Annotated in this window: 22 protein-coding genes and 1 pseudogene; 13 read left to right on the forward strand and 10 right to left on the reverse strand. The window is 71.9% G+C overall.

What is annotated here, in order from left to right:
• Positions 1-65: 65 nt before the first annotated feature.
• Positions 66-2219, reverse strand: coding sequence for a potassium-transporting ATPase subunit KdpB (kdpB, locus tag BS80_RS02835; RefSeq protein WP_035792182.1), 2154 nt, complete (start codon positions 2217-2219; stop codon positions 66-68).
• Positions 2220-2594: 375 nt separating this feature from the next.
• On the opposite strand from kdpB, the gene BS80_RS42370 reads away from it, so the two are divergent.
• The 5 genes from BS80_RS42370 to BS80_RS02855 all read left to right on the forward strand — a co-directional run bounded on the left by BS80_RS42370 (position 2595) and on the right by BS80_RS02855 (position 5092).
• A complete protein-coding gene (locus BS80_RS42370) occupies positions 2595-2852 on the forward strand; it encodes a hypothetical protein (protein ID WP_051965784.1) in 258 nt (85 codons plus the stop codon).
• A gap of 40 nt (positions 2853-2892) precedes the next feature.
• On the forward strand, positions 2893-3318 hold the full coding sequence (locus BS80_RS44000) for a winged helix-turn-helix domain-containing protein (RefSeq protein WP_051965786.1): 426 nt from the start codon (positions 2893-2895) through the stop codon (positions 3316-3318).
• Positions 3319-3507: 189 nt separating this feature from the next.
• Positions 3508-4029 (forward strand): universal stress protein, encoded by a 522-nt coding sequence (locus BS80_RS02850; protein ID WP_083974123.1) that lies wholly within the window; start codon positions 3508-3510, stop codon positions 4027-4029.
• Positions 4030-4050: 21 nt separating this feature from the next.
• Positions 4051-4167, forward strand: coding sequence for a hypothetical protein (locus BS80_RS44005; RefSeq protein WP_157535800.1), 117 nt, complete (start codon positions 4051-4053; stop codon positions 4165-4167).
• Positions 4168-4270: 103 nt separating this feature from the next.
• Positions 4271-5092: a hypothetical protein gene (locus BS80_RS02855; RefSeq protein ID WP_051965790.1), complete on the forward strand. Its 822-nt coding sequence runs from the start codon at positions 4271-4273 to the stop codon at positions 5090-5092.
• Here BS80_RS02855 and BS80_RS44010 read toward each other — a convergent pair.
• Positions 5063-5380 (reverse strand): nitric oxide synthase oxygenase, encoded by a 318-nt coding sequence (locus tag BS80_RS44010; RefSeq protein WP_083974125.1) that lies wholly within the window; start codon positions 5378-5380, stop codon positions 5063-5065. The genes BS80_RS02855 and BS80_RS44010 overlap by 30 nt on opposite strands.
• Between BS80_RS44010 and BS80_RS41495 the strand changes: the two genes are divergently transcribed.
• Positions 5285-5584: a DUF6193 family natural product biosynthesis protein gene (locus BS80_RS41495; RefSeq protein WP_051965793.1), complete on the forward strand. Its 300-nt coding sequence runs from the start codon at positions 5285-5287 to the stop codon at positions 5582-5584. The two genes, BS80_RS44010 and BS80_RS41495, sit on opposite strands and share 96 nt — an antisense overlap.
• Positions 5585-5729: 145 nt before the next feature.
• On the opposite strand, the pseudogene BS80_RS02865 reads toward BS80_RS41495, so the two are convergent.
• Positions 5730-6090, reverse strand: a pseudogene (locus BS80_RS02865) (VOC family protein).
• A 297-nt stretch (positions 6091-6387) separates the two neighbouring features.
• On the opposite strand from BS80_RS02865, the gene BS80_RS02870 reads away from it, so the two are divergent.
• On the forward strand, positions 6388-7107 hold the full coding sequence (locus BS80_RS02870) for an SDR family oxidoreductase (protein ID WP_035792184.1): 720 nt from the start codon (positions 6388-6390) through the stop codon (positions 7105-7107).
• A 67-nt stretch (positions 7108-7174) separates the two neighbouring features.
• On the opposite strand, the gene BS80_RS02875 is transcribed toward BS80_RS02870, so the two are convergent.
• The 5 genes from BS80_RS02875 to BS80_RS02890 all read right to left on the reverse strand — a co-directional run bounded on the left by BS80_RS02875 (position 7175) and on the right by BS80_RS02890 (position 10499).
• Entirely contained in the window at positions 7175-8017 is an 843-nt protein-coding gene (locus tag BS80_RS02875; protein ID WP_035792186.1) for a helix-turn-helix transcriptional regulator, read from the reverse strand.
• A 332-nt stretch (positions 8018-8349) separates the two neighbouring features.
• Complete coding sequence (locus BS80_RS02880; protein ID WP_035792188.1) at positions 8350-8922, reverse strand: YbhB/YbcL family Raf kinase inhibitor-like protein; 573 nt, start codon at positions 8920-8922, stop codon at positions 8350-8352.
• On the reverse strand, positions 8919-9053 hold the full coding sequence (locus BS80_RS43415) for a hypothetical protein (protein WP_269676087.1): 135 nt from the start codon (positions 9051-9053) through the stop codon (positions 8919-8921). The genes BS80_RS02880 and BS80_RS43415 overlap by 4 nt, the downstream gene beginning before the upstream one ends.
• The gene (locus tag BS80_RS02885) at positions 9044-9532 is read right to left on the reverse strand and encodes a MarR family winged helix-turn-helix transcriptional regulator (RefSeq protein ID WP_051965795.1); all 489 of its coding nucleotides are present in this window, start codon (positions 9530-9532) and stop codon (positions 9044-9046) included. Before BS80_RS02885 ends, BS80_RS43415 begins: the two co-directional genes overlap by 10 nt.
• A gap of 76 nt (positions 9533-9608) precedes the next feature.
• Positions 9609-10499, reverse strand: coding sequence for a LysR family transcriptional regulator (locus tag BS80_RS02890; protein WP_035792190.1), 891 nt, complete (start codon positions 10497-10499; stop codon positions 9609-9611).
• An 84-nt stretch (positions 10500-10583) separates the two neighbouring features.
• Between BS80_RS02890 and BS80_RS02895 the strand changes: the two genes are divergently transcribed.
• Positions 10584-11540, forward strand: coding sequence for an EamA family transporter (locus tag BS80_RS02895; RefSeq protein ID WP_232246320.1), 957 nt, complete (start codon positions 10584-10586; stop codon positions 11538-11540).
• 269 nt (positions 11541-11809) lie between these two features.
• Positions 11810-12412 carry a superoxide dismutase gene (locus BS80_RS02900; protein ID WP_035792192.1) on the forward strand — a complete coding sequence of 201 codons (603 nt, stop codon included), beginning with the start codon at positions 11810-11812 and terminating at the stop codon, positions 12410-12412.
• 47 nt (positions 12413-12459) lie between these two features.
• On the opposite strand, the gene BS80_RS02905 is transcribed toward BS80_RS02900, so the two are convergent.
• Positions 12460-13107 (reverse strand): polysaccharide deacetylase family protein, encoded by a 648-nt coding sequence (locus BS80_RS02905; RefSeq protein ID WP_232246321.1) that lies wholly within the window; start codon positions 13105-13107, stop codon positions 12460-12462.
• Between the two features lie 364 nt (positions 13108-13471).
• On the opposite strand from BS80_RS02905, the gene BS80_RS02910 reads away from it, so the two are divergent.
• The 3 genes from BS80_RS02910 to BS80_RS02915 all read left to right on the forward strand — a co-directional run bounded on the left by BS80_RS02910 (position 13472) and on the right by BS80_RS02915 (position 15814).
• Positions 13472-14239 carry a serine hydrolase gene (locus tag BS80_RS02910; protein WP_035792194.1) on the forward strand — a complete coding sequence of 256 codons (768 nt, stop codon included), beginning with the start codon at positions 13472-13474 and terminating at the stop codon, positions 14237-14239.
• A 250-nt stretch (positions 14240-14489) separates the two neighbouring features.
• The gene (locus BS80_RS40300) at positions 14490-14636 is read left to right on the forward strand and encodes a hypothetical protein (RefSeq protein ID WP_157535804.1); all 147 of its coding nucleotides are present in this window, start codon (positions 14490-14492) and stop codon (positions 14634-14636) included.
• 170 nt (positions 14637-14806) lie between these two features.
• Positions 14807-15814 carry a trypsin-like serine peptidase gene (locus BS80_RS02915; RefSeq protein ID WP_232246322.1) on the forward strand — a complete coding sequence of 336 codons (1008 nt, stop codon included), beginning with the start codon at positions 14807-14809 and terminating at the stop codon, positions 15812-15814.
• Here BS80_RS02915 and BS80_RS40305 read toward each other — a convergent pair.
• Positions 15784-15939 carry a hypothetical protein gene (locus tag BS80_RS40305; protein WP_157535806.1) on the reverse strand — a complete coding sequence of 52 codons (156 nt, stop codon included), beginning with the start codon at positions 15937-15939 and terminating at the stop codon, positions 15784-15786. The two genes, BS80_RS02915 and BS80_RS40305, sit on opposite strands and share 31 nt — an antisense overlap.
• A 99-nt stretch (positions 15940-16038) precedes the next feature.
• Here BS80_RS40305 and BS80_RS02920 point away from each other — a divergent pair, with 99 nt between their 5' ends.
• Complete coding sequence (locus BS80_RS02920; RefSeq protein WP_035792198.1) at positions 16039-16287, forward strand: hypothetical protein; 249 nt, start codon at positions 16039-16041, stop codon at positions 16285-16287.
• The last annotated feature ends 11 nt before the right edge of the window (positions 16288-16298 follow it).

A 16298-nucleotide genomic window follows, 5' to 3' on the forward strand; every position in this document is an offset into this window, starting at 1 on the left:
CTGCCCTGACGGGCGCGCCCGGAATCCGAACGCGCCCCTGATGGCGGGTCGGCGGGTGTGCTCGCTCACAGGCCCGGAACGAACTGGACGAGCAGGTCGATGAGTTTGATGCCGATGAAGGGAAGGATCAGCCCGCCGAGGCCGTAGACGCCGAGGTTGCGGCGCAGCAGGTCGGAGGCGGAGGCGGGCCGGTAGCGGACGCCGCGCAGGGCGAGCGGGATCAGGGCGATGATGATCAGGGCGTTGAAGATGATCGCGGAGGTGATCGCGGACTTGGGGCTGTGCAGCGCCATGATGTTGAGATCGCCGAGGCCGGGGTAGGCGGAGGCGAACATGGCGGGGATGATCGCGAAGTACTTGGCGACGTCGTTGGCGATGGAGAAGGTGGTCAGCGCGCCGCGGGTGATCAGGAGCTGCTTGCCGATCTCGACGATCTCGATCAACTTGGTGGGGTTGGAGTCCAGGTCCACCATGTTGCCGGCCTCCTTGGCCGCCGAGGTGCCGGTGTTCATCGCCACACCGACGTCGGCCTGGGCCAGCGCGGGGGCGTCGTTGGTGCCGTCGCCGGTCATCGCGACCAGCTTGCCGCCCTCCTGCTCCCGCCTGATCAGGGCCATCTTCTCCTCGGGGGTGGCCTCGGCGAGGAAGTCGTCCACGCCGGCCTCGTCCGCGATCGCCCGGGCCGTCAGGGCGTTGTCGCCGGTCACCATCACGGTCCTGATACCCATGCGGCGCAGCTCGGCGAAGCGTTCGCGGATGCCGTCCTTGACGACGTCGGTGAGCTGGACAACGCCCATTGCGCGTGCGCCGTACCGGTCGTGGACGGCTACCAGCAGCGGGGTGCCGCCGGTGCGGGCGATCTCGTCGACGATCTCGAAGGCCTGTGCCGGGACCTGGCCGCCGCGTTCGTGCACCCAGGTGGCGACCGCCGCGCAGGCGCCCTTGCGTACCAGGATCGGCGGGCTGTCGGGGCGGCAGAGGTCGACGCCGCTCATCCTGCTGTGCGCGCTGAACGGGATGAACTCCAGGCGCCCGAGCTCCCCCTCGGCGCGGGTGCGCAGCTGGTAGGCCCGCTTGGCGAGTACGACGATCGAGCGCCCTTCCGGGGTCTCGTCGGCGAGGCTGGACAGCTGGGCGGCCTCGGCCAGTTCGTACTCGGGCACGCCCTGCAGTGCGACGAACCGGACGGCCTGGCGGTTGCCGAAGGTGATGGTGCCGGTCTTGTCCAGCAGCAGGGTGTTGACGTCACCGGCGGCCTCCACGGCGCGGCCCGACATCGCCAGCACGTTGCGCTGCACCAGGCGGTCCATACCGGCGATGCCGATCGCGGAGAGCAGCGCGCCGATCGTGGTGGGGATCAGTGCCACCAGCAGGGCGACCAGCACGGTGATGCTCTGCTCGGCGCCCGCGTAGACGGCGAACGGCTGGAGCGCGACCACGGTGAGGATGAAGATGACGGTCAGGGCGGCCAGCAAGAGGTTGAGGGCGATCTCGTTCGGGGTCTTGCGCCGCTCGGCGCCCTCCACCAGGGCGATCATGCGGTCGATGAAGGTCAGGCCGGGCTTGGAGGTGATCCGTACGACGATCCGGTCCGAGAGGACCCGCGTGCCACCGGTGACGGCGCAGCGGTCGCCGCCGGCCTCCCGGATCACCGGGGCGGACTCACCCGTGATCGCCGACTCGTCGACGGCCGCGATGCCGTCCACCACATCGCCGTCACCGGGGACCGTCTCACCGGCCTCGACCACCACGAAGTCGTACAGCCGCAGCTCCTCGGCCGCAACCAGCTCCTCGGGGCAGCGCTCGATCCCGACCCGCCAGCGCACCAGCCGCCGGGCCACCGTCCCCGTCCTGGCCCTGCGCAGTGACTCGGCCTGCGCCTTGCCCCGCCCCTCGGCGACCGCCTCGGCGAGGTTGGCGAACACCACGGTGAGCCAGAGCCAGAGGCTGATCAGCCAGGTGAACACGCTCGGCGAGATCAGCGCGGACAGCGTGGTGAGGGCCGAACCGACCTCGACCACGAACATCACCGGGTTCTTCGCCATGACCCGTGGGTGCAGCTTGCGCAGCGCCTCGGGGAACGACCGGACCAGCTGTTTCGGTTCGAACAGCCCACTCGCCGCGCGGTGGCGGCTTGCGCTCGCGGGCCGGGCCGCGCTGTCGTCGGTGGCGTGAGTCCCCGAGAGGGGAGTCTCGGAGGGGGGAGCCGGAAGAGGCATACGGCGGGACCTTCTGCGCGCGGGCGAGTGCCACCGCGGGAGTCGGGTGAGCCCGGGACCAGCCAATCGGCCGCGTGGCGGCGGTGTCGGTGTCCTGACGGATCCCTGACGGGCCGCCAGGAATGCTTGACGCACCGTTCACACCCGCACGGGCCGCCCGGGCGGCCCGACGACGGCATCCGCGGCCCAACAGACGGCGGTCCGCGTCAAGGCCTCGTCAGTGATCGGGCTGCGGCAGTCAACGAGACGTCAGGGATGCGTGATCAGAGCATGACCCGGCGTAACGTCGGTGGCCTTCCCGTCCGATCGGCGGGCCCGCAACGGGCCCGGCCAGGACGTATCCGACGGCACCTCGGACAGGTGGTGGCTTCCACAATGACGGCTCTCACTCCCCTGCCTTCCCTCCTGGGCAACGGGCGACGGGCCCGGCTGCACTCGCGGCTGGCCGGCCTGTTCCGACGCCTCGCGCTGAGCCCGCTCGACAGCCCTGTGCTGTACACCCTGCACGCTCCGCTCGCCGACCGGAATCCGGTCGCAGCCTGTCGAGCGGCCGGCGTGCGGGCCACCTGGCGGATCGTCACCGGACCCGACGGAAGGCCGCGGCTCGAAGCATCCTGGGCAGTCGAGCACTGAGCCCCGCGCACCACAGCAGCAGCATCGAAGGAGAAGGACTGTGTCGCTGCACTACCCCCGGGTCGCGCACGCCCGCCCGCCCCACCCCCAGTGCTCCGCCCGCTCCGCCGCGCCGTTCGGCGAGCCCGCCGCTCCTGCACCGGCTCCGGCGGGTGCCGCGCCGCTGGGTGTGCTGGTCGACCAGGAGGCCCGACTGGCCACCGCAGGCGGCCGGCCGCTGGACCTCACCTTCACCGAGTTCGAGCTCCTCGCCCATCTGGTGGCCCACCCGCGGCGGGTCTACACCCGCGCGCAGCTGCTGACCGCCGTCGGCGGCCGGCCGCCCTACGGCGACAGCCGCACGGTCGACGTCTACGTGGCCCGGCTGCGCCGCAAGCTCGGTCCCGCCTACCGCGCCACCATCGCCACCGTCCGCCAGGTCGGCTACCGCTTCGACCCCGCCGGCGCGGCGACCTCGCGTGGCTGAACGCGATCTCGCACGTCAGGGCCGCGTCAAAGACGCCGTGCGGGACGTAGTGCATACGTCAAGGGGCCTCTGGCGCACGTAGGCGCAGGTGTCCACTGGAGGGCAGTCGATCGGCGTGTCCCGCTCGGCGCATCGGTGGCCGGGGGGCGCGCCCCCGTCGGCCCGGGTAGAGGAAGAAGGCGAAGTGCCGTGTCCGAGGGTTCTCGTGTCGTCGTCGGGGTCAATGGCTCGTTGAGCAGTCTCGCGGCCGTGTACCGGGCTGTGGAGGAGGCGAGTCGGCGGAACGCCGTGCTGGTCCCGGTGATCGCATGGTCCAGCGGTGACGGCGACGGGCTGCGTCCGCTGTCGGAGCTGGAGCACACCGCGCGCAGGCGGCTGGACACCGTCTTCGAGCAGGCCTTCGGCGGTTACCCGCACGATGTGGTGATCAAGCCGGTGGTGGTGCGCTGCGACGCCGGCCGCGCCCTGGTCGAGACGGCCGACCGGCCCACCGACCTCCTGGTGCTGGGCAGCGGACGGCAACGGCGCCTCCGCCAGGCTCTGCACGGTTCGGTAACCCGCTACTGCCGTGCCCATGCGGTGTGCGAGGTGCTGGCCGTCTCCCCGTCCGTCCTCCTGGACAGCCTGGAGCTGACCGCGCGCACCGGGGCGCCCCTGCCCTTCCTGCTCGGCCACCGCTGGACGGCCCAGCACCCCGCGACCGCCTCCTGAGTCGTCGAGCCCGGCAACGCCATGTCCGGCTTCAACGGCGCTACCGGCTTCCACAACGGACTCATGGTGCTCGCGATGCTTTTGGGCCGCTATGTCCCCATCGCCTTCGTGCCCGCCCTCGCGGGAGTCGGAGACTGAGCGAGTCCCGACAGAGGCTCCGGCCGCTACGTGGGAACCTCGTGGGGTGGACTGCGAGGCGGTGTACCGTACCGATCTTCAACAGGCCGAACATGGAGCACCGATGCACGTTCCACCGCCATCTCTCACGGACCTGCACGGCATCTGGCGGCGCACCCTGGTCCGCGAGGCGGACGGCTCGACGGACAGCACCACCAGCACGACCTGGCTGCAGGGTCCGACGCTGTTCACCGATCTGCGCCAGCCTCCGAACCTTGCGGAGGCGGTCGGTGGCAGGTGTCTGGCCGAACTGGACCGTCCGCAGCTCCTGGTACTGAGCACACAGAAGGCGTTCGCCGGCACCCTGGAGCAGGACGGTGAGGTGTTCAGGTGGGTCCGTCGGATCGACCTGCATCCGCCGGCCTCACTGCCCGACGCGGGCACCCTGCACTTCGAGGACGGAGTGCTGATCGAGCACGGCCTGTACGAGGACTACCTGGAACGCTGGGAGCCCGCCGACCGGCCGGCGGCCGACCCGGTGGGCGCGGTGCTGGAGGATCCGGCGGACGGCTGTGCGGGTCAACTGGTCAGGTTGGGCTCCTGGTTCGGCTATGTCCGGGACAGGACCGAACCACTCGGTACGCCCGGGCTGCCTTCGACACCGCTCACCGAGCGGGTACTCGGTTGCGCCGGCCACGCCGAGGCCGTCACGCTGCTGGACTGCGAAGTGTCCCTCGGCAGGATCCGCGCAGGCCGCTGGGAAATCGTCCGTTCCACGCTGCCACACCGAGTCGGGGCCGAACTGCGGCCCGAAGCGACCCGTTCCGGAGACGCGCTGCGCATCCTCGACGCCGATCCGAACGGCAGCGGCCGCTCGCGTGAGTGGCGGCTCGCGCATGTCGAGGGCCCACCGCGGCTACTGACCGATGACCGCTCCCGGAGCTGAGCTACCGGTCGACCAAGGCACCTGGTGCGGCGAGAAGGTGGGCCGCTCCCTGGTCGGCTCGTGGCGACGCTGCCAGACCGGGGTGGTCGAGCCGCTGGTGGCAGGCACAATGGCAGCCCAGTCGGCCGGGCAACTCCGACCGTTCTTGCGCTCGCGCTCCTCGTGCCGCACGAACTGCTTAGTCGCGAAGTGATGAAACCGGGCACCGCCTACCCGGGCATCGTGCCCCTGATCGAGGTGGCCGGAGTGGAACCGAGACTGCGGCAGCTGTACCCCTTCACCAGCCACTACAACCTGAACTTCAGCAGCTTCACGAGCTACCCGTGGTCAATCCAGGTGCCGTCGATCGATCCTCTGCATGACGGGCGGTTCCGCGTCCGCCGTCCTCGAAGTTCCGAGGTCATCGGGTTCGCCAACTCCGCGGACGCTGCGGTGTCCCTCGTCGTCGGCAACCTCCCAGCCGGGCTCGGCCCGGCCGTCGCCCACGATTAGCCAGCCAGGTGGCGGGCATCCCGTCGGCAAGCCGGCGGAGGTGTGCGGGGTGCGCCGCAGCACGGTGTCCAGCGCGATCGTGGAGTTCAAGCGCCGGGGCTTGCGGTCGGGGCCGGCGGCGGTCCCGCCACCACCCGGCCGGCCGTCAACGTGCGAACTTCTCGATGGCCGCCGGAGTGACCGGGGTGAAGAAGTTGACGAGGTTGCCGTCGGGGTCGCGGAACAGCAGCGACCGGTTGCCCCAGGGCATCGTGGTGGGTTCGGTGACGAAGTCCGTGACGAAGCCGGTCAGGTTCTGGTGCACGCGGTCCACGTCGTCGACGAGGAACTCGGTGATCACGCTGGGGTTGTCCGCCCCGGGCTGAGCCCGGGGCGAACAGCGGGACGGTGCGGGTGCCGGCGATCGCGAGGGTGGCGCCGGGGGTCCTGAGTTCGGCGAAGTCCTCGGTGGGGTGCGCGACCTCGTCATCGCGCATGCCGAACGCCTCGCGTCCTTCGCCCGCCAGGCCTGACAGTGAGGAATCGGCGTCATGAGATGGCCACGGGCCCTGGAGCCCGCCCCGACGGTCCGGCCGGGTTCCCCGGCTCCGGGTCCGTCGGCTCCGCCCGCCCAGGACGGCGAAGCCGCCTTCCGGGGCGGGCGTCTTCGCAGGTGGGCGGCTTGCCTGGTGGTGAAATACCTAGGATAAGAGCGAGTCTGCCTACCCCCTGGGCGAGCTGGCATCGTCGTTCTCGAGCGGGACCGGGCGCCGCGCGCGCCGCCGCTCCGACAAGCACGGCAGCAACTGTCCAGGAGATGACCCATGGCTTCAAACCCCCTGTCCAACACCCGTGTCGTCGTGGTCGGAGGCAGCTCCGGGATCGGCCGCGCGGTGGCCCGCCAGGCCGCCGCGGCCGGCGCGCGGGTCGTGGTCGGCTCGCGCTCCGAGGAGAAGCTCGCCGACACGGCCAAGGAGATCGACGGCATCACGACCGGCGTCATCGACGTCACCGACGAGGAGAGCGTGCGTGCCTTCTTCGCGGACCTGGACACCATCGACCACCTGGTGCTCTGCCCCGGCGACATGGCGACCGGCTCGGTCTACGAGGTGACGCTCGAGGCGGTCCGCCGTTCGTTCGACACGAAGATCGTCGGCCCGCTGCTCTGCGTCCGGCACGCCGGGCGCAGGATCGCGCCCACCGGCTCGATCGTGCTGCTCGCCGGCAGCGGCGGTTTCAAGCCCTACCCGGACCTGAGCGCGACGGCCGCCGCCAACACCGGCATCGGCGGTCTGGGCCGCTCGCTGGCCGTCGAGCTGGCGCCGATCCGGGTGAACGTCGTGGTGGCCGGCCTGGTCGATACCCCGCTGTGGGACTTCGTCCCGGCCGAGGCCAGGGCGGGCCTGTTCGCCCAGACCGCGGCGAGCACCCCGGTCGGCCGGATCGGGCAGCCCGACGACGTCGCGCACACCGTGTTGCAGCTGCTGGAGAACACCTTCACCACCGGGGCGCTGAGCTTCGTGGACGGTGGCAGCACGCTCTGACCGCGCGCCTGATCGTTCGCCCGGCGGCGGGCCGGGGCCGGCCTCACCGGCTCGGGCCCGCCGCCGGTCAGGCCGGCCGGCCCGCCGCCACCAGGGCGCCGAACCGGTCGGTCAGCGCGTCGTCCCCCACCGGCTGGTAGGCGATCAGGGTGGCCGCGGTGTCGGCCAACCGCAGCTTCACGTAACCGAGTTCGATCTGCCCGAGCGCCGGGTGCCGGAAGGCCTGGGTGGCCGGGCCGTTCTCCACCAGGTCCATCCGCTCCCACAGCTCGCGGAACTCCTGGCTCTCCGCGGCCAGTTGCTCGACCAGCTCGGCGTACTCCGGCCGGGCCAGCTGGTCCGCCGACTGCCCGCGGAACAGCGCCACGACGTGCTCGGCGGCCTGCGGCCAGTCCGGGTAGAGGTCGCGGAAGCCCGGGTCGAAGGTGATCAGCAGGTTGTTGCGGCGGTCCGGTGCCAGGTCGGCGAAGCCCGGCAGCAGCGCGCAGTAGCCCTGGTTCCAGGCCAGCACGTCGAAGCGGTAGTTGGTGATGCAGGCCGGCAGCGGGTCCAGCTGGTCCAGGAAGGAGAGGTACTGGGCGGCCACCTGCTCGCGCCCGGCCGGCCGCGGACCGGTCGGCGGCACCTCGCCGGCCAGCCGGAACAGGTGCTGCGTCTCGACGCCGTCCAGCTTCAGCACCTGGGCCAGGCTGTTCAGCACCTGGCGGGAGACCTTGATCCGGCGTCCCTGCTCCAGCCAGGTGTACCAGCTGGCACTCACCCCGGCCAGGGCCGCCAGCTCCTCACGGCGCAGCCCCGGCGTCCGGCGGCGCCCGGTCGGGTACAGCACGCCCGCCGCCTCCGGGCTGATCCGGGCCCGCCGGCTGCGCAGGAAGGCGGCGAGCTCCCGCCGCTGCTCGGTGCTTTCCACGACCTTGCTCCCCGTCCCCCTGTGCCCCGGTCGGCTGGGCTGTGCCGGGGTCGTGCTGAGTCACGGTCAGGGTATCCGAAGCCGCTTGGCGCGCCTACGGGCCGAGACGTGGACCTGCTGTTCCGCCCCGCCCCTCCCGGGCCGAGCACCGGCACCCCGGCACGGGAGGGAGCAGGACGGCACCGCCCGCCGAGTGCCGACGGGTGGCGGCACCGGTTGGGGCGTCAGGTCAGGGGTGGTGCGTCGGTGGCTTCGGTGAGGAGTTCGGGGCCGTTGTTGCGGACGGTCTCCCCAGCGAGCCCCAGACGAACCCACGTGAACTCCAGCTGACGTCAGCGTTCGAAGACGCCGGTCAGCCGGCCGCGGCCGAGCACGGGTGAGGCGAGGGCGGGCAGCAGGACGCGGGGGCGTGCGCGGTCCGGGGGCGCCACGTTCGGGCCGGTGTCCAGGGGGCTTTTCAGGGCGAACAGTTGGAAGACGTAGCGGTGCGGCCCGTGGCCCTTGATGGGCGCCGGACCGTGGTAGCCGCGTCCGATGGTGGAGCGCAGCACCCGCACCCCGGGGCCGGGCTGCTTCGCGGCCAGCGCGCCGAGCTCCAGGGGTCCGGCTGCCGGGTCGACCAGGGCGACGCAGTGCACGGCGGGTTTGGTCAGCGGGACGTCGATGTCCTCGACGACCAGGAGCAGTTGTGCGGTGCCGGGCGGGAGCGGGGACCAGGACAGCCGGGGGGAGAGGTCGTCGCCGCCGATGTGCTTCGCGCAGTGCTGCAGCGCCAGGGATCCGCCGTCGCTGACGTCGCGGCTGCTGAGGGTCAGCAGCTCGGGGCCGTGGAGGTTGGGCAGGTTCCAGGCCGCATGGGTCTCGCCTGCCCTGCGGTTGTTCAGGAGCCGGCCGAGCAGGGTCATCGGGTGGCCTCGACCCGGTCGACGATCTCGGCGGTGGTGGCGGTTTCGCCGATCCTGGGGAAGACGCGTTCGATGCTGTGGCGGTGGGAGTCGGCGTCGGGGTCGCTGGGGTCGGTCGTGGTCAGTGCCATGGTTGCCTCTCCTGTGGGTGGCGGACTCGGTCCGTGGCTGAGACGCGCTGCGCCAGTCTCTCCAACAGCGGTGCCGCCGCGTTGAGTTGCTCCAGCTCGGTCGGCGTGAACGCGCCGCCGGTCAAGGCCTGGGAGATGAGCTCGGTCCGCGCGTTGCGCTTGTTCTTCAGCGCCTGCGAGCCGGCCTCGGTCACCGTCAGCACCACGCGCCTGCCGTCCTGCGGATCCGGGCGCCGTTCGACCAGACCACGGGCCCGCAGTGCGCCGAGCGTCGCCCCCATCGCCTGCGCCGTGATCTGCACCTCCCTGGCCAGCGCCGAGGAGGTGGTGGGACCCGAGCGGTCCAGGCACGACAGCGCGGTCCGTTCGGGCATCGTGAGCCCGCCCCCGGTGGGTACTTGGCGCACCCGGCGCACCAGCGCGCTGATGCTCGCCAGGAGAGCTACGGCGACACCGCTCGGGTCCAGGTCCTCGTCCATATACTAAGGCTACCTTATCAATCTGCCTTATGGTTTTCCGCAGAGCGACGGGCCGCCGAGCCAGCGGGCGCGGGGGTCAGCCGTGGGCTGTGGCACTGAGCAGGTCGGTCACCAGGGCGAGGGGCGGCCAATCGAGGCGGCCGTGCCGGGCCACCGCGTAGGCGCGCAGCTCGACGTCGGGTGCGGCCAGCGGGACGAGGCGCACGTCGGGCAGGGTGGGGAAGCCGATCGGCAGCAGGGCGACGCCCAGGCCGGCCGCGATCATCTCCTGGACCAGGTCGAGGCTGTCGGCCTGGTGGGTGACGCGGGGGCGGAACCCCGCCATCGAGGCGAGCGTGCGGATCACCTCCTCATCGGCCGTGTTGCGGGAGTTGACGATCCAGTCGTGGTCGCGGAAGCGGGCGAAGACGTCCAGCGTCGTTCCGTCGCCCGGCTCCGCGTCGGCCGGCACGCCGAGCCCCCACCTGGCGGTCCACAACGGGGTCGCGCTGACGGTGGGGTCCTCGGCGGCCGGTGCGAGGTTGTAGTCGTAGGTGAGGGCGAGGTCCACCTCGTCGGCGGCCAGCAGCTCCAGCGACTCGGCGGGCTCGTGTTCCCGGATGAGGATGTGGACCTGCGGACTGGTGGCGGCAAGGCCGACCACGACGGGGAGCAGGTAGCCGCGGATGGCGGTGGCGAAGCCGGCGACCCGCAGGGTGCCGTTGGGCTCGGCGCCCGGTCCGAGGTCGCGGTGGGCGGTCTCGACCGCCGCGAGGATCGTCACCGCGTGCTCGGCGAGCCGCCGGCCGGCCGGCGTCAGGCGGACCAGCCGCCCGACGGGCTCGATCAGCGGGGTCTCCATGTCGCGGGCAAGGGCGGCGACCTGCTGCGAGACCGTCGAGGTGGTGATGCCGAGCACATCCGCGACCGCGCGCATCGAGCCCAGTCGGGACAACTCCGCCAGGATTTGCAGCCGCCGTGTCTCCATCCGGCCATTGTTCAGCTTTCCCGAACGAATTGTCCATGATCGCCACGTGGACGCGAGCGGTGGGGGCGCAATCTACTGGGTCCCATGAGTCCGCTGGTAGCCGCCATCCGTCGCCCCGCCGTCCGTCCGCACCTGACCGGAGCCCAGGGCGGCGCCCTGATGGCCATGGGTGCGATGTCCTCGGTCCAGCTGGGGCTGGCCCTGTCGGTGCCGCTCTTCGCCCAACTCGGCGCCACGGGCACGGCCGGACTGCGGCTGGCCTGGGCCGGCGTCCTGGTCCTGTTGCTGGTCCGCCCGCGTCCCCGCGACTTCGCCCGCCGGGACCTGCTGGCCTGCGCACTGCTGGGCCTGGTGACCGCCGGCATGGTGATGCTCTTCATGCTCTCCGCCGCACGCATACCGCTGGGCACCGCGAGCGCGCTGGAGTTCCTCGGCCCGCTCTCGGTGTCCCTGCTCCGTCCGGGCGGCGGGCGCAAGCACTGGGCCGCCCTGGCCGCGCTGGGCGTCGTCCTGCTGACCGAGCCCTGGCACGGCGGCATCGACCCGGCCGGCCTCGGCTTCGCGCTCGGCGCGGCGGCCTGCTGGGCCGGGTACATCCTGTTGACCCAGCGCGTCGGCGACCGGGTCACCGGGCTGAAGGGGTTGGCGGTCTCGCTGCCGGTGGCGGGCGTGGTCGCGACCGTGGTCGCCGCACCGTCCGAGCTCAGCCGTGCGACCTGGCCGCTGGTCCTCGTCATGCTGGGGCTGGCCGCGCTGAGCACCGTGCTGCCCTTCACGCTCGAGTTCCTCGCGCTGCGCCGCCTCACTGCCGGCGCGTTCGGCACGCTGATGAGCCTGGAGCCGGCGATCGCGCTGCTGATGGGGATCCTGGTGCTCGGTCAGATTCCCGGCCTGGCACCGGCGGCCGGCGTCGTGCTGGTGGTGATCGCCGGTACCGGCGCCACTCGCACGGGCGGGCGGGAGCCGGTGGCGCAGGCAGCGGAGGCGGAGGCGGAGGCCATAGCGGAACGCGAGGTCCGCGAGCCGACGCTCTGCGCCTGATCGGACGGGCCGCGAGGGGCGTCGGCACTGCTGGCTCCGGTGGAGCGGACGGGTCGTTGGTGCGGGGCCGGCCCCCGTCCCGGCGGGCGCCGGTTGGGAAGACGATCGTCAGTCAGGAAGGGCGGAGCGCCCACACGGGGAGTGCTGTCCCTGGCCGACGGGGCTAGCCCCGCGATGAACATGCTGAAGCAAGTTGGTGGTACTTGCAACCTCAACGCAATAGTGTGGGACCGGCAAGATCACCGACCGCCGAAAGGGGCCGTGTCCTGATGGGCACCTACGCACTGCCGGACCTGCCGTACGACTACTCCGCCCTGGAGCGCGCGATGAGCGCCGAGATCCTGGAGCTGCACCACTCCAAGCACCACGCCGCCTACGTGAAGGGCGCCAACGACACCCTGGAGCAGCTGGCCGAGGCCCGCTCCAAGGGGCAGTTCGGCAGCCTGGTCGGGCTGCAGAAGACCCACGCGTTCCATCTGTCGGGCCATGTGCTGCACTCGCTGTTCTGGGAGAACCTCTCCCCGGAGGGCGGCGACCGCCCCGACGGCGTGCTCGGCAGCGCGATCGAGGAGCACTTCGGCAGCTTCGAGGCGTTCCGCGGCCAGCTCACCGCCGCCACCACCGGCGTCCAGGGCTCGGGGTGGGGGATCCTGGCATGGGAGCCGGTCAGCCGCAGCCTGATCGTCGAGCAGGTCTACGACCACCACGGCAACGTCGGCCAGGGCACCACCCCGCTGCTCGCCTTCGACGCCTGGGAGCACGCCTACTACCTCCAGTACCGCAACGTCCGCCCGGACTACGTCGAGAAGCTCTGGGACGTCGTCAACTGGACGGACGTCGCCGCCCGGTTCACGGCAGCCACCGCGGCCTGACCCCGCCGGCTGACCCGGCCAGCTGACCTGGCGGACGCGCCGGCGGCTCAGGCCAGAGCTTCATGGAGACGGACGAAGCGGCGGCCCTCGGCCAGCAGGGCCGGCAGGGCCGCCGCGAAGCCGGGTGCCGTCCCGCCGCCCGGGTGGTTCATGTGGGCGATCACGATGGCGCCCGGCGGGGCGGCCGCGACCTCCCGGCGGACCTCGTCGGCGCCGAGGGTGGCGCCGGCGTCGCCGTTGACGCTGAAGCCGGCGACGCGTTCGCCCAGATCGGTGACGATCCGGGTGGCGACCTCGTCGTAGTGGGCGGTGCCGGAGCGGAAGAAGCGCGGCGGCCGTCCGAGCAGGGCGGCCAGCTTCGCCGCGTTGCCCGCGACCTCGTCGTACACCTCGCCCGCGTCCCGGGTGCCCGCGATGGCGTACGCCGAGCGGCCGGTGACCGAGAGCGGACGGTGGGCCGTGCCGTGGTTGGCGATCTCGAACAGCGGATCGCCGGCGAGGCTCTCGAACTCGGCGGGGCGGGCGTCGACCCAGCGGCCGTTGAGGAAGAGCGTCGCGGGGACGCCGTTGGCCCGCAGGATCTCGATCAGCTCCGCGTCGTACCCGTTGCCGCCGGGACCGCCGCAGGCGTCGAAGGTGAGTGCCGTGGCCCGCACGCCGCCGGGTAGTTCGGTGATCACTCCGGACGTCGTCATGCCCCACTCCTCGGGCACCGCGTCCCCGTACCGCGCCACCACCTCGGCCCGGCCGACGACGGGCACGGGCGAGGGCGCGGACGTGGGAGGGGCTGCGGGAGGGATGGCGGGAGAGGCTGCGGGAGGTGCTGCGGAAGGTCCCGCCGCCCCCCGCCAGGCCTCGGCGACAGGCCGCGACCCCGCCAGCGCACCGCCCGCCGCCAACGCCAGGACCGCCCGACGGCTCAGCACCATGACCCGCACCTCCACGCTTGTCACACCATCAGACAGACCACCCCTCTGCTTCTATGAATACCGATCAGCCGGGACCCGCAACTTCACCGCCCGGCCCGCCCGAACGGCGTCGCCTGCTAGCGTTTCGGCTGTGCTGTCGGTCTATCTGGCTCCCCTGGGCGCAGGCCCCTGCTTCCAACGCGAGCCGGACCGCCCCTACTACGCGGCGAGCACGATGAAGGTCGCCGTGCTCGCGGCGCTGTACCGAAGTGGCCTGGATCTCGACACACCGGTACCGGTCACCAACGCGTTCCGGTCGGCGGCCCCCGTGCCCGCGCCCTCGTACGGGATCCCGCCGGACTGGGAGACCGACGCCGAGACCTGGCACCTGCTGGGCACGCGCGCGTCGCTGCGCAGGCTGGCGCGGCAGATGATCGTCCACTCCTCGAATCTCGCCACCAACACGATCCTGGACCACGTCGGGTTCGACGCCGTCAACGAGGTCTGGCGGCTGGCCGGCGCCCTGCACAGCGTCACGCGCCGGGGCATCGAGGACGCGGCCGCCCGGGCCGTCGGGTTGACCAATCTGGTGACCGCGGCCGACCTCGCGAGACTGGTGACCTGGTTGCCCGGCGAGTTGCTGGAGCTGCTCGCCGCGAACGTCCACGACGTGGACCTCGCGGCCGGCCTGCCGGCCGGGACGCCGATCGCCTTCAAGAACGGCTGGATCACCGGCATCCGGCACAGCGTCGGAGTCGTCCGCCCGCCGGACTCCCCCGCCTATGTGATCGCCGTCTGCTACGCGGGACCACTCGCCAACGGAGATGCCACCGGCGATCCGGCCGCCCGGGTGCTGGCCCGGGTCTCGGCCGGAGTCTGGTCACGTCGCCATCGGCTGACGGCCGGCGAAGCGCGCTGAGCCCGGGAATCCGGCGGGTCGGACCAGGTGGGAAATGCCGCACTGCTGTAGGCCCGACAGACCGGAACGGGAGGGGCCGGGGTCGCCCCCGGCCGCTGCCGGCGGCGCGCCTCAGGTCTCCCTGGTCCCGCAGGAGTTGATAACGTTCTGTCCTGTCCTGCCTTCGCCGCTGAGAGAGCGGCGCCACGTCGGATCGGGCGCGCCTGGGGGGACGTGGCCGGCACACCTTCGACAAACGAGGGGACGGACAATGACGATCCAGCAGCCGAAACCGCACCTGGTTGTGGCGGAGGTATCCGTCGCCCTGGAGGTGGAACCGACCTTCAGCGCCCAAATCGACTCGCCCGACTTCCAGGTGGAACTGGAGTACGCGGGGATGACGGTGCTGCGCGGCTAGTGCCGCGTCAGGCAACAGGGACTCCGATACAGGAATGAAACGCTCTTTACCGGACGGCCCTTTGACCGATGAAAGGATGAAACCCGCTTCAGACGCGACTCTGATGTTCCGCTCCTACAGTGCCGTCCATGCCAACACATTCCGGTCGAATCACACGTCAGATCGCCGCCGTGGGAGCCCTCCTGCTCAGTGCGACCACTGCGGCGGCGCTGTTGCCGACCGCGGCCTTCGCCGCGGAGGCGGACTCCGTCAGCACGCATTCCGGCGCCACCACCGAGCAGGAGCGCAGCCGGATCGACACCTACTGGACCCCCACCCGCATGAAACTGGCGGGCGCCCTGGTCCCCGAGATCACCCCGGTGCCCGCGGACGACGACACGCCTGACGATCCGCGTCCGCTTCCCGCCGACACGCTGGATCCCGGGGCCGTCTGGACGCACGGCGGCGCGGTGACCAAGAGCATCGGCCGGCTCTTCTTCACCTTCTCCGACGGTTACGACGGCAGTTGCACCGCGACGGTCGTCAACAGCGCGAACCGCAGCACAGTGATCTCGGCGGCGCACTGTCTGCGGACCGTGGGAGCCCCCGCCACCGACAGCACCTGGAACCACAACCTCTACTTCGTCCCCGGCTACCGCAACGGGACGAAACCGCTCGGCGGTTTCACCATCAGGACCGTGGCCACCTCCTCCCGCTGGGACGCCGATCCGGCCCACACGACCCCGGACGACGTCGCCCTCGCCGGGTACGACACCGGAATCCTCGTGGCGAACCCGGCGGCCGGGGGGCGACGGATCGCGGACGTCACGGGAAGCCAGCGGATCGCGTTCACCAAGCCCGTCAAGGACGAGTTCATCCACACCTTCGGGTACCCGAAGGACCGGCTCAACGACCCGAGCGCCAAGTACGCCGGATCCCGCATGATCCACTGCGCCGGACCGGCCACGCCCGCCCCCAAGGCCCCCCTCCTGTGGGGTGAGCCCTGCGACATGTCGCATGGCGCCAGCGGCGGCCCGCACCTCGCACAGTTCGACACCCGAACCGGTGTCGGCACCGTCGTCGGCGTCACCAGCACCACCGACGGACTCGCGGGCGGGCCGGCCAACACGCTCTACGCCACCCGCCTCGGGGACAGCGCCCACCGCCTCTACACCTGGGCGCAGACCCGCGCGGCCTGACCTCCCGTCCACTCCTGCCCGGCCGGTGTCTCCTCCCGGCCGGGCAGGGGAGCCGGCTCGCAGGACTGCGCCTGGTCCACCGCTCCGACTCTCGGGTTGCCGGCCGCCGTGATCGCGTACACCACGGCCAGGCACCTGGTGACCCCCGTCGGCGCGGCGCCGCGCTGCTCGCCTCGACCGGCCTGACAACGCTGGCCTGCGCCGCCTTCGCACCGGTCCTCGGGATGGGCAGCCACTCGTTCGGGCTCACGCACGGCGCCGTCCTCGCCGCCACCACGCTGATGGTGCCGGGACTTCTCGGCGTCTCGGGCGGGCAGGAGGACCGACTGCTGCGGGCGCTGCGGGAACGGGCCGCCGCCGCGGAGGCGGCCGTCTACGGGGGCGACGCGGCGGTGCGCGCGGCGGCGACGGGTCGGGAGCCGGCCCGCCGGGCAGCCCGGCTGAACATGCTGCGGGCGATCAACGCTCAGTAGTACGAGGCCGG

The sequence above is a fragment of the Kitasatospora mediocidica KCTC 9733 genome (assembly GCF_000744225.1).
GTDB classification, from domain to species: domain Bacteria; phylum Actinomycetota; class Actinomycetes; order Streptomycetales; family Streptomycetaceae; genus Kitasatospora; species Kitasatospora mediocidica.

What these genes read in the sequence shown, in the direction of transcription:
- BS80_RS41495 (WP_051965793.1), top strand. Translation starts at nt 5,285, where the DNA reads ATGAAACCGGGCACCGCCTACCCGGGCATCGTGCCCCTGATCGAGGTG.
- kdpB (WP_035792182.1), bottom strand. Translation starts at nt 2,219, where the DNA reads ATGCCTCTTCCGGCTCCCCCCTCCGAGACTCCCCTCTCGGGGACTCAC.
- BS80_RS40300 (WP_157535804.1), top strand. Translation starts at nt 14,490, where the DNA reads ATGACGATCCAGCAGCCGAAACCGCACCTGGTTGTGGCGGAGGTATCC.
- BS80_RS02855 (WP_051965790.1), top strand. Translation starts at nt 4,271, where the DNA reads ATGCACGTTCCACCGCCATCTCTCACGGACCTGCACGGCATCTGGCGG.
- BS80_RS44005 (WP_157535800.1), top strand. Translation starts at nt 4,051, where the DNA reads ATGTCCGGCTTCAACGGCGCTACCGGCTTCCACAACGGACTCATGGTG.
- BS80_RS02870 (WP_035792184.1), top strand. Translation starts at nt 6,388, where the DNA reads ATGGCTTCAAACCCCCTGTCCAACACCCGTGTCGTCGTGGTCGGAGGC.
- BS80_RS02880 (WP_035792188.1), bottom strand. Translation starts at nt 8,922, where the DNA reads ATGACCCTGCTCGGCCGGCTCCTGAACAACCGCAGGGCAGGCGAGACC.
- BS80_RS02890 (WP_035792190.1), bottom strand. Translation starts at nt 10,499, where the DNA reads ATGGAGACACGGCGGCTGCAAATCCTGGCGGAGTTGTCCCGACTGGGC.
- BS80_RS02905 (WP_232246321.1), bottom strand. Translation starts at nt 13,107, where the DNA reads ATGACGACGTCCGGAGTGATCACCGAACTACCCGGCGGCGTGCGGGCC.
- BS80_RS02900 (WP_035792192.1), top strand. Translation starts at nt 11,810, where the DNA reads ATGGGCACCTACGCACTGCCGGACCTGCCGTACGACTACTCCGCCCTG.
- BS80_RS02895 (WP_232246320.1), top strand. Translation starts at nt 10,584, where the DNA reads ATGAGTCCGCTGGTAGCCGCCATCCGTCGCCCCGCCGTCCGTCCGCAC.
- BS80_RS42370 (WP_051965784.1), top strand. Translation starts at nt 2,595, where the DNA reads ATGACGGCTCTCACTCCCCTGCCTTCCCTCCTGGGCAACGGGCGACGG.
- BS80_RS02885 (WP_051965795.1), bottom strand. Translation starts at nt 9,532, where the DNA reads ATGGACGAGGACCTGGACCCGAGCGGTGTCGCCGTAGCTCTCCTGGCG.
- BS80_RS02920 (WP_035792198.1), top strand. Translation starts at nt 16,039, where the DNA reads ATGGGCAGCCACTCGTTCGGGCTCACGCACGGCGCCGTCCTCGCCGCC.
- BS80_RS43415 (WP_269676087.1), bottom strand. Translation starts at nt 9,053, where the DNA reads ATGGCACTGACCACGACCGACCCCAGCGACCCCGACGCCGACTCCCAC.